This is a genomic window from Arthrobacter sp. MMS24-S77 (assembly GCF_054888235.1).
Genome location: NZ_JBTZRN010000001.1, coordinates 4,544,372 through 4,561,017, shown reverse-complemented (window position 1 = coordinate 4,561,017; position 16,646 = coordinate 4,544,372). Strand labels below are relative to the sequence as shown.

The window sequence follows — 16,646 nt, the reverse complement described above, 5'->3', positions numbered from 1 at the left end:
TCCCTACTTTCCGGCTGGAACGGCCGCTGCGACAGCATTGGCAGTAACTGAGGCGCTGGCGGAGGATTGGATGGCGGTCAGGGCGGCGTCGAGGTTTTCAGACAACCCCCGGCGGTGCTTGACGGGCGGCGGCGCAAAAGCGCCTTGGCGGTGGAAGCCGGACTGCAGCGCCACGACCGCTTCGGTCATGCGGATGCCGGCGGAGATCCCGTCCACCACGGGCACGGGGATCTGTCCTTCAAGCTCGCGCGCGAGTCCCGCAAGCGGGGCACCTGCCAAGATGACGACGTCGGCGCCGTCCTCCGCGACGGCCTGCCGGCTCAGTGCCAGGAGGGTTTCTTTGAAGTCCTGTTGCACAGTGCCGATGCCGTTGAGGCTTTGGTTGATGGATCGGATCGAGGCGAGACGGCTGCCGAGTCCGAAATGCTCCACGCAGTCCCGGTACCAAGCCGTGATGCGGTCGGAGATGGCGATGATGGAGAAGCGTTGGCCCTGCAGGGCCGCGGCGCAGAGGGCGGCCTCCGTGATCCCGATGACCGGCACGTCGGTGAGTTCCTTGAGCGCTGGCATTCCAGGGTCGCCGAAGGCAGCCACCACGACGCCGTCTATGTGGTCCGCGGCCGGATCGCCGCCACAGTGCTCGGCGATGATTTCGGCAACGGCGCCCGCCGCAATGAGGGCTTCAAATCGGGTCTCGATATATTCGACGCCATGTCCGGCGGTCCTGACGATCAGCTCGGTGTCAGTCCCCGCCGAGCGGCGGGCTTCGGCGTCGATCAGCGCAGTGACATCCTCGCTGATGTTGGGATTGATGACTAGCAATTTCATGGTCGTTTGCCTTGCAATTTGAGTTCGGTGGCGGGAGCATCCTGAGGGAACTGCTCGCGGTACTTTCCAATGTGCGACGCCGATTGGGCCGCGGCGAGCTCGGGATCGCCGCTGGCGATGGCGGCGTAGAGATCACGGTGTTCCTGGATCAATTCCGGAAGGTCGTCCACGTGGCGGAAGAGCCAGTGCATGCGGCCTTGGAGCGGTTCCAACGCGGTGCGGAGAAAATCATTGTTGGCGATGGCCGTGATGGCATCGTGGAATTCGCTGTTGGCGCGGTGGGCCTCGAGGATTGAGCCTTTGCCGAGGAAGCGATCGGCCTCGTCAAGGAGCCCTGCCAGGCGCTTGAGGTCCGTGTCCGTGGCCCGGGCCGCGGCCAGGCGGCAAGCGAGTACTTCGAGAGACTGCCGGACATCGAACAGATCCTCGACGTCTTTCGGGCTCAGCCCTGCCACTTCCGAACCGCGGGAGGCCCGGTCCTGGATGAGGCCTTCCTGCCGCAGCATGCGGAGGGCTTCCCGGATGGGCAGGCGCGACACGTTGAATTCGGCGGCAAGGTCGCGCTCCACCAGCCGGGTGCCGGGCGCATAGTGGCCTTCGAAGATTCGCGAACGGATGGTGTCCCGGACGGATTCCCGAAGGGGACGGTCCGTGGTGGGGGTTTCAGCCGCAATCAGCATCTTTGCTCCATTCGTGTTCTCTTGGGTCGTTGCGCCCGGCAGTCCCGGAGGCGGTTCGGCCGTGCGGCGGTTCAGGACCGCACGGCCGGCCCGGTCAGGCGAGTTAGACCGGAAGCCGCTTGTTGTAATTCAGGGTCAGGACGGAGACGCCCATGATCACGGCGGATCCTACAAAGTACAGCAGCGCCCAGGTGTAGGAGCCGGTAGCCCCGACAATCAGGCCTACCACAATCGGGGTGACGAACCCTGCGATGTTGCCGCTGAAGTTCATGGCACCGCCCAGAACGCCAGCGTTGGTGCGGCCGCCGAGGATGGCCGGGATGGACCAGAAGAGGCCTACCCAGCGGAGGAAGAACAGGACCACCGAGAGGAGTACGACGGCGGTGATCGGGTCTGCGACGACCGTCACGCCAACCAGGCCGCCGACCACCACGACGCTGGAGATGCCCAGTAGGGTGCGCATGACCAGGTTGGCCGAGGCGCCGGCTGCGCGCCACTTGTCAGCGATAGTGCCGCCGAGGATCTCACCGACGAAGCCTGCACCGAAGATCACGAACGTGGACCAGCCGATGGTGTTCAGGTTGAAGTGCTTGGCCTGGGCGAGGTAGAGCGGGCCCCACGTCAGCAGGCCGTAGAACACGCCGTTGAATCCCAGCCAGCCAAAGCACATGGCCCAGAAGGAACGGAACTTCAGGTAGGGGAGGAGTGCGCGCTTGCCCTTGACGCCGTCCTTCGTGGCCTCGGCGTCCTCTTCGGCGTGGGACGCCTCGATGTAGTCGGCCTCGGCGTCGTTGACGGCTTTGTGGTTGCGGGGGTTGTCGCGGACGTACCACCAGACTGCAAGGCCCATGAGGACGGTGGCGGCGCCGGCGATGATGAACGAGTAGCGCCAGCTGCCGGTGGAGGCGATGAGCCAAGTGATGAGGATGCCGCCCAGGCCTGCGCCGAGCGGGGCGCCTGCGTCAAGGATCGTGGCACCGCGGCCGCGTTCCTTCTTGTGCATCCAGATGGCGTTGAGCTTGCCGCCGGCCGGCATGACTCCTGCTTCAGCGACGCCGATACCCAGGCGGGCGATGAACATGCTCAGGAAGCCGCCGGCCAGGCCGGATGCTGCCGTAGCAGCTCCCCAGCCGACGCACGAGGCCGTGACGACCTTGCGGGGCCCGAACTTGTCGATCAACAAGCCGACCGGGATCTGCATGAGGGCGTAAGTCCAGAAAAATGCCGAGAGAAGGAGCCCGACGAGCTCCGGTGCGAGGTTGAATTCCTTTTGGATAATGGGCAGGGCCACGGAGATGGAGCCGCGGTCGATGTAGTTGACGGCTACCAGGATCAGCAGCAGGACGAAGAGCCGCCAACGGACACTCGTGCGTCGCTGCACGCCGTCCTTGCCGGATTTTTCTTCTGTTTTTCCTTCGACTGCTTGCGCTGTTGCTTCAGTGTTTTGGAGAGACACAGTTTCTCCTTCAGGGGGAGTTTGGGGAGCGGGGAAAGTCTTGAATTTTTGAGCTGGGCGGGTTGCCGCGGCAGCCGGACCCGCGCCGGCGGCAACTGTAGCGGCCGGTCCTCTTTCTGGGAGGAGGGACGCTGCCGGTTCATTGAGTCCGTTTTGGGATCCCGTTTTGGGATCCCAAAATCAAAGCTAGATGTGACCCCGCGCACTGTCAAGGGTTTTGGTATACAAACATAAGAAACGAAATGTGACCTGGTGCGAGGTGTGCCGGAATGTAGGCGCAGTCACTTGCGGTGGTGCGGAGATGGGATACCGAAGCGATGACGAGGCCCTGCAGGCTGTCGGTGGGATACCGGGCGCGCGTGGACCCGCCCGCCGACGCGCTGTCTGCCTGGCGACGCCCTATTTGGCTGGCGACGCGCTAAGAGCTATGCGACGAGGAGAAGGCTTGGTGACGCGCGAATACCCGTGTCGATATGGAATTTCCGCGTCACGAGGTCTTCGGGGCGTCGAGAGGCGAGCAGCTAGCTCGGGTTGAGGTCGGCGAGAGCCGTCAGTACGCGTTCAGGATGTTCCGCGATGCGGTTGAGGACGTACAACCACCACTCGCCACCGAAGATAACGTACTCGCGCGTCCGGTAGCCGTCCTTGTGGAGCTGGTCGAGAAGGTCGGTCCCCAGTCCGAGGAGCATCTCGAATTCGATCGCGTCGGTCTTCAGCGCCTCGCCGTGCCTGGCGATGAGCGTGTTGACGAGCGCATCGTCGTGCGTCGCCAGGGAAAGCGGGTGGCCGGAGAGGATGAGTTGGCTCGCCAGATCGAGGTATGCGGAAGTCAGTTCGGCGCTGTTGCGAGGGTAGGCGACGGACTCGGGTTCTAGGAACGCCCCTTTGACCAGGCGAACGGTACCCGGGTGGCGAAGGACCCGCTCGAGGTCTCCCGGGGTGCGGTGCAGGCGGGCTTGGAGTGTGATGCCGACGCGGGGGATCTCGGCCGCGAGCTCGTCGTACAGGTCGAGGACCAGGTCGGTGCGATCCGAACCTTCGGCCGAGATCATCAGTTTCGTTCCGGACGGTTCAGTAACTGCGGCGAGCTGGCGTACATGGTCCATGGCCAGATCGCGGTCCACGAGTGCGCCAAAGTGGGAGAGGTCAAAAGAGATGGTGCTTGGGAGGCCGGACTTCCCGAGGGCGGCCCCCAAATCGAGGAACACCCCGGCTTCCGAGCTTGCGAGGCCAGCGTCGCGCACGCTCTCGCCGGCGTATTCGATGCTGGCGGCGTGCCCGCGGGCCACCGCCGCTGTGGCCACCTCGATGGCGTCGGCGGTAGTATCCCCGGCCGAGTATCGCCTTGCCACGCGCGTAGCCATCGTCGCTAGGCCAGGCGAGGACATGACACGTTGCTTCAGGTCTTCATCCAATGCCCACGCCCGGAGGGTATCGGCAGCACGCTCGAGATCAATCTTGGTAGTCACTCGACAAACTGTACATGCGGAGATTTCCGGCGTAGCTGGTCTGCGGGCATCGACGCCCAGTTACTCGGGCGAACACCATATTGCGATGCGTACACCTTCGGGATCTTCCGTGATGCGGAGACCCAGGTTCCGGCCCATCAAAGCTTCATGCCCATCTTCCGCTGCCAGCTGGTCCGCGAGTTTGCCGATGGCAACGGCCATCGCCCGGCCCCAGTGGTGGTGATCCCGGCTCGTCGCCACCGCCTCGGCACTGGGTAGGCCAGGACTAGGCGCCCCATGTGTCTCAGCGGCATCCAGGTGCGTCGTGTCCATGGCGTTCATCCCGCCACCACCTTCCAGTTAGGGTCCGGGCCTAGGCCCGGTCTTTGGATTCGGCGCTCCGGGTGTGTGCCAGGATTTCCGCCAGCTCGGCCAAGCGATGGGCGCGTGCTGATTCCGCCGGCGTGAACGGTTCACCCGGCCGGGAAAACAGGAGCGGTCCGTGCCACGCGGTAGGAATCTTGAGGAGCGTCGTGGAAGGCCCGACGGCGGAGCCCGCCTCGGCTGCCGGGCCTTCGGGTTCCGGAGTGACGATTTTCGCCGAGAGAAGTTCCGCGACCGCAAGGGACAATTCGTTCGGGTTGTCCGCGATACGGGCAGCCAGGCTCAAGGCTTTGGTCTGGCCGTCCGCCATAGCGAGTGCGGTGGTGGGCCACACGTGCGAATCCCGGCCGCCGCCGTCGTCGAGGGCTGTCAGCAGATCCTGCTCGCTGAGGTGGCCCGGGGCGGATAGTACGAATTCGTCCATGACGGCGCCATCCACCGGATGGAGATGGATGCTGAGGATGTTGATGTCTGTCCGGGCCAGTGATTGGGTGATCCGTTGGAGGGAGCCTGGTTGGTCTCGGAGCACGGTCCTCGCCCGCCAAAGCGCCGGGGCCGAATGGAGCTTCCGGCGGAGGCGTAGGGCCGGGGCATGGATCCAGCGCCGCAGGACTTTGGCCGCGGAGGGCTCGGCCACCCAAATCACCAGCACTGTGGCGGTTACGGTCAGGAGGAGCACCTTGGCCAGATAGGGCAGATGAGTTTCAACCACGATGGCGTGCACAAGAAGTTCGATCGGCAGCATCACGGCGATTTGGGCCACTGTCACCCGGGCCTTCGGAGCCTCGGGCATCTGGCCGCAGACCTCGCAGGAGAGCTCTGCGGTAGCGGGAGTCCTCGTGTTGGGCTTCATGGCACCAATCGTGCCCGAACCCTGTTTCAGGCGGATTGCGCCTGCGTCACGATCTTATATAACGCTAGTGCGGGCCAGTCCAGCGATAGGCGGAAGTACTGAACCGGCCCGCGAAGGACTTAGCGGGAGATTTCCTTGTTGGATGCGGCGAGATCGGTCAGGAGATCACGGATTTCAACCAGCAGGGCCGTGTCTGCCGGCAGCGGCTCGTCCTCAGGCTCTTCGATCGACGCCCGGCGCTTGGTCAGCTCGTTGATCTTGTTCATGGGCGCAACGAAGATGAAATACACCACTGCGGCCGTAATCAGGAAGGTCACGAACGCGGTGATGACCGCGCCGAAGTTGACGAAGGTCTTCGCGTTGTCCGGCCAGATTGAGAAGCCCAGTCCCTCGGCGTTGACTCCGCCGGCGGCGGCGATGAGCGGGTTGATGATGTTGGTTGTGAACGCTGTGACCAAGGCCGTGAACGCGGTGCCGATGACTACGGCGATGGACAGTTCGATGATGTTGCCTCGAAGAACGAAGTCCTTGAAACCTTTGAGCATGGAAAATCCTCCGGTGAGTCGGTGCTTGTGAATCGGTACTTGTGAATCGGTACTTGGGATGTGGCCGAATGGGGCCGGCCCGGCAATGAACAACCGGAATGACACTATCAATCGAACGTCGCCCGGAGTGTGACGCCGGGTCTGCGCTCACCATTCAACGGTACTCAATCGGGCTGCCAGGGCCGCCCGGCGTAAGCTCGTAACGGATGCCAGTGCCGCCGTCGAGCAGTATTAGGTGAGCAGTACAACTCTCAAAAGAAGCGAACAGAGGCAGGCAATCCGTTGAACGCCCTGGCAGAGATGTTCAGGATCGGTCCCGGCAACAAGGACCACCACCCCGCTGTGCGCTGCGCGGTGGGCGTCTTTCTGCCACTGATCACCCTCGTGTTGATAGGGCGGCTCGACCTTGTGGTCTTCGCCAGCTTTGCCGCGTTCACGAATATCTATGGCCGCAACGAGCCGCACAGCCACCGTTTTCGGAGCCAGCTCCGAGCCGGTTCGCTGCTGCTGGCCATCATCCTGCTCGCCACCCTGACGGCCAGGGTTGGACAGGGCTCGGACGCGTACGTGTGGATCCTCACGCTCGGCACCACGTTGGTTGCTGCGCTTTGCTCTGTAGTGACTGCGCTTTGGCGGCTCCGCCCGGCAGGCTCCCTGTTCCATATTTTCGCTTTCGCTGCGATCGCCTCCGTGCCGCAACAGCCGACGCTCTGGGAGGGGATGCTGGCGGCTGTGGTGACTGCGGCGTTGGCCCTGCTGATCGGAATGTCGGCGCGGCTTGTCCCCAGCCACCGGACGCCTTGGAAGCGACCACCGGCGGAACGGCTGTTGCCGCAGGAAATCCGGGCCGCGTGGTTGGAAGGCTTGGGCTACTTCGTCGCTGCCGGGTTGGCCGGGACCCTCGCTACCTTGGCCGGGCAATCGCTCGGGTTCGGACACGGCTATTGGGCGATGGTCGCAGCGGTGGTTCCCTTGGTGGGGCGCAGTACCCGGCACCGGGTGCAGCGGGGCATCCAGAGAATCATTGGTACTGTCCTGGGTTTGCTGGTGCTGGCTGGAATCCTGTGGCTAGGTCCGGCGCCGTGGCAAATGGTGTTGGTGATTGCCGTGTGCCAGTTCGGGGCCGAGCTCTTCATTGCCCGCCAGTATCTTGTGGCACAGATCTTCGTCACGCCGCTCGCGCTGATTTCCACTCTTCTGGTGGCCAACGTCCCGCCTGGGCTCTTGCTGCGGGACCGCATCGTGGAGACCGTGATCGGGGCCGTCGTCGGCGTCGCGGTGGTATTGGCGCCGACAGCGTGGTCCCGGCTCGGGACCGAGCGCGCCCGGAGCTAAGCGAACGACGGCGCTCGTTGTGGTTCAACCCGACGATGTCACCGGGTGCCGATCGTCAGAATGACCAATTGGCATGCATCCGAATTCTGCAAAGCTGGCCCAATGCGCACACTTCTGAAGGGCGGGCGGGTCATTGACCCCGGCACCGGACACGACGACATCGGCGATCTCCTCATCGACAACGGCCGCATAGCCGCGGCAGGGGCCCAGCTGTCCCGCTCCGAATCCGAGAGGGCCACGGTCATCGACGTCAGCGGATGCATAGTCGGCCCGGGCTTCGTCGACCTCCACAGCCACGTTCATTCTGTCGCCGGGCAGCGCCTGCAGGCCATGGACGGAGTCACGACGGCGCTCGACCTCGAAGCCGGGCTGGCCCCGGTGTCTGCGGCGATGGCCAATGCCGCCCGCGAGGGCCGTCCCCTCAACTACGGCTTTTCGGCCTCCTGGGCGCAGGCGCGCGCTTTTGCCCACCTAGGCGAGGCTCCGGTCGCCGATGTGCACAACGCCCTCGGCTTACTCGCCAAACCGGAGTGGCAGCGCAGTTCGACCCCGCGTGAGTTGAACACCTGGCTCGCGCAGCTCGAGACGGAGATCGCAGACGGCGCTCTCGGAATCGGCATCCTGCTCGGCTATGCGCCGCGCACCGATCCGGCGGAATTCCTTGCGGTCGCGCGTCTCGCCGCCACAGCAAACGCTCCCACATTCACCCACGTGCGTGAACTGATCGAGGCCGACCCGACGACACCGATCGACGGGTCGGCGGAGATCATGATTGCCGCCGCCGAGACCGGCGCGGCCATGCACCACTGTCACGTCAACAGCACCTCCCGCCGCCACATCGACCGTGTGCTTGGCATGCTCGAACGCTCCCAGGCCGAGGGAAACCGCGTCACCGTGGAGACCTACCCCTATGGCGCGGGCAGCACCGCGGTGGGCGCATTCTTCCTCGCTCCGGAACGCCTCGGCGCTTGGGGCATCAAGCCGAGCGACATCACGATGGTCGCCACCGGCGAACGGGTCGCGGATGCCGCGCGCCTGAGCGAGATTCGCCACACCGACCCCGCCGCCGAATGCGTAGTCGCGTTCCTCAACGAAGAGGATCCGAGGGACCGGTCCCTGCTCCAGAGCGCCCTCGCTTTTCCCGATGCCATCGTCGCGAGCGATGCCATGCCCGTCAATTGGGCCGGCGAAGTTCGCGAATCGCTTCGATGGCCGCTACCTGCCGGCGGCGCCACGCACCCCCGCACGGCAGGAACGTTTGCCCGGTCGATTCGCATGATGGTGCGTGAGACCGGCGCCTGGAGCTGGCTCGAGGCGTTCCGGCGCTGTTCCTACTTGCCGGCGCGCGTTCTCGACGATGCAGCATCCGGCGCACGGGCCAAGGGCCACATCGGTATCGGTGCGGACGCCGACATCGTCGTGATCGAGCCGGAGCGCTTCTCCGACACCGCAAGTTACCTCGATTCCACCCGTCCCTCCGTCGGTGTGCGCCATCTCTTCGTCGGCGGTACAGCCGTCGTGCGGGGCGGTCTCATGCTGACGGACGCGTTCCCCGGCCGCGCACTCAAGGGAGACCCCCGATGACCAAAACCTTCTTTGCTCGGGATGCGTGCGCGACGCATCTACCGGCGAGCGCGCGACTTTGTGCGATCGAACCAAGCTGCACGCAAGTCTCGTCGTTTGCTACCAGTTCGTACTGCAGCCGCAGCGAATAGGCTCAGCGAATTCGCATTCTCAACGAGGAGGAACTTTCATGGTGGAATCACTGTCACAGATCGGTGCTTGGGTCGAGGAAAAGCTGCCCGACCTCATCGCCAAATACCAGGTACCCGCCGCATCCGTGGCGATTCTCAGTGATGGCGACGTGGTCCGGACCGCGGCAGGAATTTTGAACAAAGCGAGCGGTGTTGAGGCCACCACCGACTCGGTCTTCCAAATCGGTTCCATCACCAAGGTCTGGACAGCCTCGCTCGTGATGCAGCTTGTCGATGAGGGACTCGTCGACCTCGACGCACCCGTTCGCCGCTACGTCAAGGACTTCGTCATCGCCGACGAGGCCGCCGCGGCGAAGATCACCGTTCGTCAGCTCCTCAGCCACCTCTCCGGTTTTGAGGGCGACATCTTCACGGCCACGACCGAGGGCGAAGACGCCGTCGAGAAGTTCATGCCGATCCTCGCAGATGTGCCACAGCTCTTCGAACCCGGCGAAATGTTCTCCTACAACAACGCTGCCTTCTCGGTTCTCGGCCGCATCGTCGAGGTTGTTCGTGGCAAGCACTATGAGGCTTGCCTGCGCGAATACCTCATCGATCCGCTGCAACTCAAGCACGCGGCCACGGGGGCGGGCGAGGCAATCATGTTCCGGGCGGCGCTTGGTCACATCAGCCCCACCGAGGACGCCGCCCCAGAGCCGGCACAGGTCTGGTCACTTGTGCGTTCGAACGCTCCGGCCGGATCCGTTTTCGCCATGAGCGCGAGCAACCTCATCGCCTTCGCAAAGATGCACATCGACGGCGGAGTTGGCCCGGATGGCAAACAGATCCTGAGCGCCGAAAGCGTCGCAGCAATGCAGGAACAGCAGGTCAAGCTTCCGGAGCTCGGTCTCATGGGCGACAGCTGGGGTCTTGGCTGGGAGCTCTTCAACTGGGAGGGCGGCCCCGTCATCGGCCACGACGGAGGAACAATCGGCCAGAGCGCTTTCCTCCGCGTGATCCCTGGGCACAAGGCCGCGATTGCGGTGCTGACAAACGGCGGCGACGTTATTGGCCTTTACAAGGAGCTCATCTCCACCGTCATCAACCGTCTCACCGGCATTGTCGTGCCGGAGCTTCCCACCCCCGCCAACGACGTCCACGCCATCGATGCCTCGCGCTACGTCGGCACCTACAGCTCACAGCTCGCGGACTCCCACGTCACCCAGGACACAGAGGGGCGGATCTGGATCGAACAGAAGATGAAGGGAATCTTCGCCGAGCTTGGCCCGGAGCGGCCCCCGGTCGAGCTGGTGCATTGGAAGGGCGACACCCTCATCCCGCGTAAAGCCCGCAACGGAATACACACGCCGCACGCCTTCGTGGGCAACGACGGCAACGGCAACGCTCTGTACCTGCACACCGGTCGCGCCGACCGGCGGGTGTCGGCATGAACGCCGCTATCTCGGATGTCTTCACACGGGTTGGAGCCACCGGCTTCCTGCACGCGCGGGAAATCGGAGCGGATTGCGACCACGAGGTCTCCGTCCGCTCCGACGAGCGCGTAATTCTCGCGTCCGTCTTCAAGATCTTCGTCCTGGTCGCCTTTGTCCGCGCGGTTGATGCCGGAAGGCTGGATCCAAGCGGGCGGACAACTGTCACCGCGCGCTACCGCACTGGCGGAGTTGGCACCGCGGGATTCGCCGACGATGTCGAGGCCAGCTGGCGCGACCTTGCCCACAACATGATGGTGATGAGCGATAACGCCGCAACCGACGTCCTCTACCACCAACTCGGTCGGGAGGCAGTTGACCAGGTGGTAAGCGACCTCGGGCTCAGCCAAACGCGTCTGATCGGCTGCTGCGAAGACTTGTTCGCTTCGGTCGTCGAAGACCTCGGCGGCGGGGCGGAGAGCGCCCTCGCGGAACTGCTGGAGGCGGCGACGGCCGAGCAGATCTGGGGCCTCTCGATCCTTGATCCGCTGCGTACTGCCGCGTCGACTCCGCGGGACATCACGACACTCCTGAATGCGATCTGGACTGACACCGCGGCGTCTCCAGCGGCCTGCAAGATCGCCAGGGACATCATGGCGCAGCAGATCTGGCCGCACCGGCTGTCGTCGGGATTCCCGAGTGACGTGCTGATTGCCGCGAAGACGGGAACCGTGCCCGCAGTGCGCAATGAGGCGGGAGTCGTCACCTACCCGGACGGACGGCAGTATGCGGTCGCCGTCTTCACCAGAGCCGACTCGCTGGCAGACCGTTTGCCCGCCGTCGACGCCTCCATCGGCGTGGCCGGCCACCTCGCGGTTGAGCACCTCCGGGCGCTCTCCTCGTAACTCCACCCGCACACATCCCATCCCGCACACGACCAGCTGGAGGCATCCCATGCGTTCCATTACCCCACTCGTCGCCCTCGTTGGGGCGGCAGCACTCACTCTCACGGCCTGCGCGGCGCCTGGCGCTTCCGGCAACCACTCCGGTAACGACCTTGCTACCGACGGCGCATTCACGATGGCAATCGGCGCCGACCCGGGAAACCTCAACCCCATGATCACCGCGATGAGTGTCGCGCGCACCATCGACCGCTTCCTCTATTCGCGCCTCGTCGAGGTAGGAAATGACGGCACCATCCTTTCCGGGCTCGCGAGCAAGTGGAAGGCCGACACCACCAACGCCACATTCACCGTCCGCAAGGACGCCACCTGCGCTGACGGCACCGCGATCACCGCGTCAATGCTCGCGGACAACATCAACTTCATTGCGGACCCGAAGAACGGCTCGCCGCTCGTCGGGCTAAACGTACAAGCCGGCACCGTCGCGACAGGCGATGACGCCACCGGCGTGCTGAGCGTAAAGAGCGGCGCGCCCGATGCCTTCCTACTCGAAAATGTCGGCAGCGTGCACATGGTGTGCGGGCCGGCTCTCGGCCACGCGGATGCGCTCGCCAAGGGTGAAGGCGCGACCGGCATGTACACGATGACTGAGATCGCCCCGAACTCGCAGTACACACTGACCAGGCGCAAGGAGTTCGTTTGGGGCCCGGGCGACTGGGACCCGAAGCAGGCTGGCATCCCCGCCATGGTCATCTTCAAGGTCCTGCCCAATGAGACCACTGCGACAAATCTGCTGCTTTCCGGCGAGCTGAACGCCGCACAGGTTGTGGGGCCCGATTCCGAGCGGCTGCGTGCCAAGAAGCTCTTCTCCCATGATGCTCAGGCCGGTTTGGGACAGATTCACTTCAACAAGAACCCAAAGAAGCTGCTTTCTGATGAGGCACTTCGCATTGCACTCACCCGGGGCCTGGACCTCGCAAAGCTGCGCGCGGTTCTCTCGAGCGGCACGGGCACCGCGCCGACCAACCTCGTCAACCTGGCGCCGAACCCCTGCCATGCCGACGTGGCGACGGCCAACATCCCGGCATTCGATGTGAAGGCCGCAGCCGATGCACTCGATTCCGCCGGCTGGAAGCCCGGATCGGACGGCATACGGAAGAAGGACGGAGTGAAGCTCTCACTCACCGTGATCTACCCCTCGTATGTTTCCGACTCCTTCGGCGCGACCGCGGAGCTGCTCCAGTCGATGTGGAAAGAGATCGGCGTTGAGGCGAGCCTCAAGGGTGTTGATGCCAACGGCGTGAGCAAGACGCTCTTCGGTACCGGCGATTGGGACATTTCACTCATCTCGCTCGGCGTTGGCCTGCCCAGCCAGATTGTGCCATTCTTCTCCGGCTCAACCCCGCCGAAAGGCTCAAATTTCGGCTACACCGACAACGCCGACTACATCGCCGCCACGACCTCTGCCGCGACGAAGCCGGGCAAAGAAGGCTGTGACGACTGGTCGCGCGCTGAGGCAGCACTCATCGCCGCCGCAGACGTCATCCCGTTCGCGAACTCGGTCGTGTCAGTGTTCGGCAGCAAGGCAGAGTTCGTTCAGAGCGACAGCCTCGTGCCCACGTCAATTCGTCTGTTCAAGTAACCCGAGAAGTTTGGTAGCCCCATGACCAGCACCATGACCGAAACGGTGGCGGCACCCATTGCCGATTCACGCGCAGGAATCAGCCCCTGGCTGACCTTCGCGGTGCGACGCGGCGGACAGTTCATCCTCTCGCTGTGGGTGCTGATCACGGCGGCCTTCCTCATGATCCACCTCGTGCCCGGCGACCCCGTTCGTGCGGCACTCGGCATGAACGCACCAGCCGAGTTGGTCGAGGCCCGGCGCGCCGCGCTCGGTCTCGACCAGCCGCTGATCGTGCAATACGTGAATTACTTCGCCAAGCTCTTCACCGGCAACCTGGGGGTTTCCACCATCACCAACGAGCCGGTAGCCCACATAATCGCGACACGGTTCCCTGCCACCCTGCAGCTCGCCCTGCTCGCCTGCCTCCTCGTTCTACTCATCGCCCTTCCGCTTGGCGTCACAATGGCCGTGGCGACCCGCGGCAGCCGCAGACGCGGGCTCGAACTCACCTTCGCCATCATCTGTGTGGTGTTCGCCGCGATCCCCGAGTTCCTCCTCGGCGTCGGGCTCGTCTATATCTTCGCGGTCAACCTCGGGTGGTTCCCGATCGCGGGCAATGACAGTCCGTTAGCGCTGGTCTTACCCGTTATCGCCCTGGCCGTCGGACCAGTCGCTGTCTTCTCACGCATCATCCGCGTCGAGGTCCTCAGCGTCCTCAGCCAGGACTTCGTTCGCACCGCCCGCGCCAAGCGCCTGGCGCCCCGCAAGATCTACATCCGCCACGCCCTGCCCAATGCCATGACGGCGACGCTCACGCTCACCGGTCTCCTCCTCAGCGGCATGGTCGCGGGCACCGTCCTCGTCGAGAACATCTTCGCTTGGCCCGGCCTCGGCACCATGATCGTGCAGTCCATCCTGTCCAAGGACTACCCGGTGGTGCAGTCCATCGTGCTCATCTATGGAATCGGCGTACTTCTCGTCAACCTCGTCATCGATGTCGTGCTTGCACTTCTCGATCCGCGCTCTACAATTCGGGAGTCCTGATGCCCGCTCGTCTGAAATGGCTTTCCATCGTCCGTAGCCCGGTCGGGGCCACCGCCACTGTTCTCGTCCTTCTCGTTGCCCTGCTTGCGATCTTTGCCCCCCTGGTCTGGGGCGCACAGGCCGAGGCCATCGATACCTTCGGCACACAGCAGGGTCCAAGCGCTGGGCACCTCCTTGGAACGGATGCGCTGGGTCGCGACGTTCTCGCCCGCGTGTTGATCGCCACCCAGCTCTCGGTCGCACTCGCGGTCATCGCAGTCGTCATCGGCGTCACGGTCGGAACCCTGCTCGGCACGGCCCCATCAGTACTCCCGCGTTGGGCCGGACGCATCGTCGTCGGCATCGTCAACATCGCCGTCGCCTTCCCCGGCCTCCTGCTCGCGTTGTTCTTCGCCGCGGTCTTCGGCGTCGGCACAACCGGGGCCGTGCTCGCCATCGGCTTGGCCATGGCACCGAGCTTTGCCCGCCTCACCCAGACCATGTCTGCCGCGATCGCCGGCCGTGACTTCATCTCTGCCGCGCGCGCCGCCGGCGTCTCGCGGCTGCGCGTGCTCATCCGGCACGTACTGCCAAACATTGCCGAGCCTCTCATCGTCAACGCGACCGTTGCGGCCGGCGGTGCGCTACTGGCCTTCGCCGGCCTGTCTTTTCTCGGTATCGGCGTACAGGTTCCCGCCTACGACTGGGGAAAGCTGCTCAGCGAGGGACTCAACCGCATCTACATCAACCCCGCAGCGGCCTTCGGCCCGGCAGTCGCCGTCGTCGTTGCCGGCCTCGCGTTCAACCTGCTCGGCGAGACCGCCGCATCCGTTGCGGGCGGCCGCGTCGCCACCGGTCGGTGGACGCTCCCGCCGCTGCCGCAGCCCACCACCCGTGCGGTGCCCGTCTCTTCTACCGTTTCCGTTGCCACGATTCTCAGCATCGAGAACCTCCGCGTCTCTTACCCAACACCCAGCGGCCTGGTGCACCCCGTTCGCGGAGTGAGCTTCGAGGTCAGGGAGGGTGAGGCGCTGGGGGTGGTCGGCGAATCCGGCTCGGGCAAGAGCCTGACCGCGTTGGCCGCCTCCCGGCTCATCGAGCCGCCGGGCGTCGTGGACGCGGATCGACTCGAGTTCAACGGCATCCAGATGCTCACCGCGCCGGAGAAGACCATTCGTGGGCTGCTCGGCACGTCACTCGCAATGGTGTTTCAGGATCCAATGACCTCGTTCAACCCCACCCGCCGCATCGGCAGCCAACTCGCCGAGGCCGCACAGGAACACCAGGGCATGAGCAAGAAGGACGCCATGAAGCGCGCCGTCAAGCAGCTTCAGGCAGTGCGCGTGCCCGCGGCCACCCGGCGTGCCGAACAGTACCCACACGAGTTCTCCGGCGGGATGCGACAGCGCGCGATGATCGCGATGGGCCTCATGAACAGCCCCAAACTAATCATCGCCGACGAACCGACCACCGCCCTCGATGTCACGGTGCAGCGCCAGGTTCTTCGGCTCCTTGAACGGGTGCGCACCGAGACGAACGCGGCGATCCTGCTGATCAGCCACGACATCGCCGTCGTCTCGCAAAGCTGTGAACGCGTGCTTGTCATGTATGCCGGCCGCGTCGTCGAAGATCTTCCGACGGCGGAACTCTACACGGGCGCACGCCACCCCTATACCCGCGCCCTGCTTGAGGTCGTGCCCGATCTCGACACCGACCGCGAACAGCCCCTCGGCGTGATTCCCGGCCGCCCGCCGGCTCCCGGCGAGGTACCGCTCGGATGCGCCTTCGCCGCTCGTTGTCCGCTGGCGACGGCACAATGTCGCGAATCCGACCCCGAGCTTCAGATCCACACGGATAAGCACCGGGTCGCCTGCTGGAACCCCGTTGAAGGCGATATCCGCGTGACACTACCGGAACTAAGCACCGCCGCCGCGCACGCTGAAGCTGCGCCGGTCGCAACTGTGGGAGGCGCTCAGTGAGCGAGCTGCGTTTTGATCATGTCAGCGTGAGATACGGATCCCGCGGCACGGGCCTGACCGCCGTCGATGACGTCTCGCTGACCATCCCCTCCGGTTCGGTCGTCGGCCTCGTCGGCGAATCAGGCTCGGGCAAGTCGACGCTCGCCCGCGCCGCCATCGGGCTCGCCCCTATCACGGGCGGCACGATCACGCTCGACGGCGTCGACGTCACGAAACTGCGGCGCCGGCATCCAATTCAGATGGTCTTCCAGGACCCGTTCTCCTCGCTCGATCCACGCATGACGATCGGTGAGTCCATCGCCGAGATGATTCCGCGTGGCACGTTCTCCTCAGCCGCGGCCAAGCGCGCCGAGGTGGGGCGCTTGCTAAGCTTGTCAACCTTGACCCCGACCGTGCGGGTTCGCTCCCGGGCGCTCTCTCGGGCGGCCAACGTCAGCGCATCGGGCTCGCCCGGGCGCTCGCCGC

The 16,646-nt window shown here is 64.6% G+C and carries 14 protein-coding genes and 1 pseudogene; 8 read left to right on the top strand and 7 right to left on the bottom strand.

Going from position 1 to position 16,646, the window contains the following annotated elements:
* Window positions 1-3 precede the first annotated feature (3 nt).
* The 7 genes from ACX5I4_RS21060 to mscL all read right to left on the bottom strand — a co-directional run bounded on the left by ACX5I4_RS21060 (window position 4) and on the right by mscL (window position 6,194).
* Window positions 4-828, bottom strand: a complete 825-nt coding sequence (locus ACX5I4_RS21060; protein ID WP_461838397.1) for an aspartate/glutamate racemase family protein — start codon at window positions 826-828, stop codon at window positions 4-6.
* Window positions 825-1,508, bottom strand: a complete 684-nt coding sequence (locus tag ACX5I4_RS21055; RefSeq protein WP_461838396.1) for a GntR family transcriptional regulator — start codon at window positions 1,506-1,508, stop codon at window positions 825-827. The genes ACX5I4_RS21060 and ACX5I4_RS21055 overlap by 4 nt, the downstream gene beginning before the upstream one ends.
* Before the next feature lie 103 nt (window positions 1,509-1,611).
* On the bottom strand, window positions 1,612-2,964 hold the full coding sequence (locus ACX5I4_RS21050) for an MFS transporter (RefSeq protein ID WP_461838395.1): 1,353 nt from the start codon (window positions 2,962-2,964) through the stop codon (window positions 1,612-1,614).
* Window positions 2,965-3,485: 521 nt separating this feature from the next.
* Window positions 3,486-4,433 (bottom strand): proline dehydrogenase family protein, encoded by a 948-nt coding sequence (locus ACX5I4_RS21045; RefSeq protein ID WP_461838394.1) that lies wholly within the window; start codon window positions 4,431-4,433, stop codon window positions 3,486-3,488.
* Between the two features lie 60 nt (window positions 4,434-4,493).
* Window positions 4,494-4,754: a hypothetical protein gene (locus ACX5I4_RS21040; RefSeq protein WP_461838393.1), complete on the bottom strand. Its 261-nt coding sequence runs from the start codon at window positions 4,752-4,754 to the stop codon at window positions 4,494-4,496.
* 31 nt (window positions 4,755-4,785) lie between these two features.
* Complete coding sequence (locus ACX5I4_RS21035; protein ID WP_461838392.1) at window positions 4,786-5,649, bottom strand: amino acid-binding protein; 864 nt, start codon at window positions 5,647-5,649, stop codon at window positions 4,786-4,788.
* A 119-nt stretch (window positions 5,650-5,768) separates the two neighbouring features.
* Complete coding sequence (mscL, locus tag ACX5I4_RS21030; RefSeq protein ID WP_461838391.1) at window positions 5,769-6,194, bottom strand: large conductance mechanosensitive channel protein MscL; 426 nt, start codon at window positions 6,192-6,194, stop codon at window positions 5,769-5,771.
* A gap of 282 nt (window positions 6,195-6,476) precedes the next feature.
* Here mscL and ACX5I4_RS21025 point away from each other — a divergent pair, with 282 nt between their 5' ends.
* The 8 genes and pseudogenes from ACX5I4_RS21025 to ACX5I4_RS20990 form a co-directional block, all read left to right on the top strand.
* Window positions 6,477-7,529: an FUSC family protein gene (locus ACX5I4_RS21025; protein ID WP_461838390.1), complete on the top strand. Its 1,053-nt coding sequence runs from the start codon at window positions 6,477-6,479 to the stop codon at window positions 7,527-7,529.
* 60 nt (window positions 7,530-7,589) lie between these two features.
* On the top strand, window positions 7,590-9,113 hold the full coding sequence (locus ACX5I4_RS21020; RefSeq protein ID WP_461838389.1) for an amidohydrolase family protein: 1,524 nt from the start codon (window positions 7,590-7,592) through the stop codon (window positions 9,111-9,113).
* 169 nt (window positions 9,114-9,282) lie between these two features.
* Window positions 9,283-10,674 carry a serine hydrolase domain-containing protein gene (locus ACX5I4_RS21015; protein WP_461838388.1) on the top strand — a complete coding sequence of 464 codons (1,392 nt, stop codon included), beginning with the start codon at window positions 9,283-9,285 and terminating at the stop codon, window positions 10,672-10,674.
* Window positions 10,671-11,558: a serine hydrolase gene (locus ACX5I4_RS21010; protein ID WP_461838387.1), complete on the top strand. Its 888-nt coding sequence runs from the start codon at window positions 10,671-10,673 to the stop codon at window positions 11,556-11,558. The genes ACX5I4_RS21015 and ACX5I4_RS21010 overlap by 4 nt, the downstream gene beginning before the upstream one ends.
* A gap of 49 nt (window positions 11,559-11,607) precedes the next feature.
* Window positions 11,608-13,197 (top strand): ABC transporter substrate-binding protein, encoded by a 1,590-nt coding sequence (locus ACX5I4_RS21005; protein WP_461838386.1) that lies wholly within the window; start codon window positions 11,608-11,610, stop codon window positions 13,195-13,197.
* Window positions 13,198-13,218: 21 nt separating this feature from the next.
* Window positions 13,219-14,223: an ABC transporter permease gene (locus ACX5I4_RS21000; protein ID WP_461838385.1), complete on the top strand. Its 1,005-nt coding sequence runs from the start codon at window positions 13,219-13,221 to the stop codon at window positions 14,221-14,223.
* Window positions 14,223-16,181, top strand: coding sequence for a dipeptide/oligopeptide/nickel ABC transporter permease/ATP-binding protein (locus tag ACX5I4_RS20995; protein WP_461838384.1), 1,959 nt, complete (start codon window positions 14,223-14,225; stop codon window positions 16,179-16,181). The genes ACX5I4_RS21000 and ACX5I4_RS20995 overlap by 1 nt, the downstream gene beginning before the upstream one ends.
* Window positions 16,178-16,623 (top strand): annotated as a pseudogene (locus tag ACX5I4_RS20990) (ATP-binding cassette domain-containing protein); the annotation flags it as partial. The gene ACX5I4_RS20995 and the pseudogene ACX5I4_RS20990, both read left to right, overlap by 4 nt.
* Window positions 16,624-16,646: the final 23 nt, after the last annotated feature.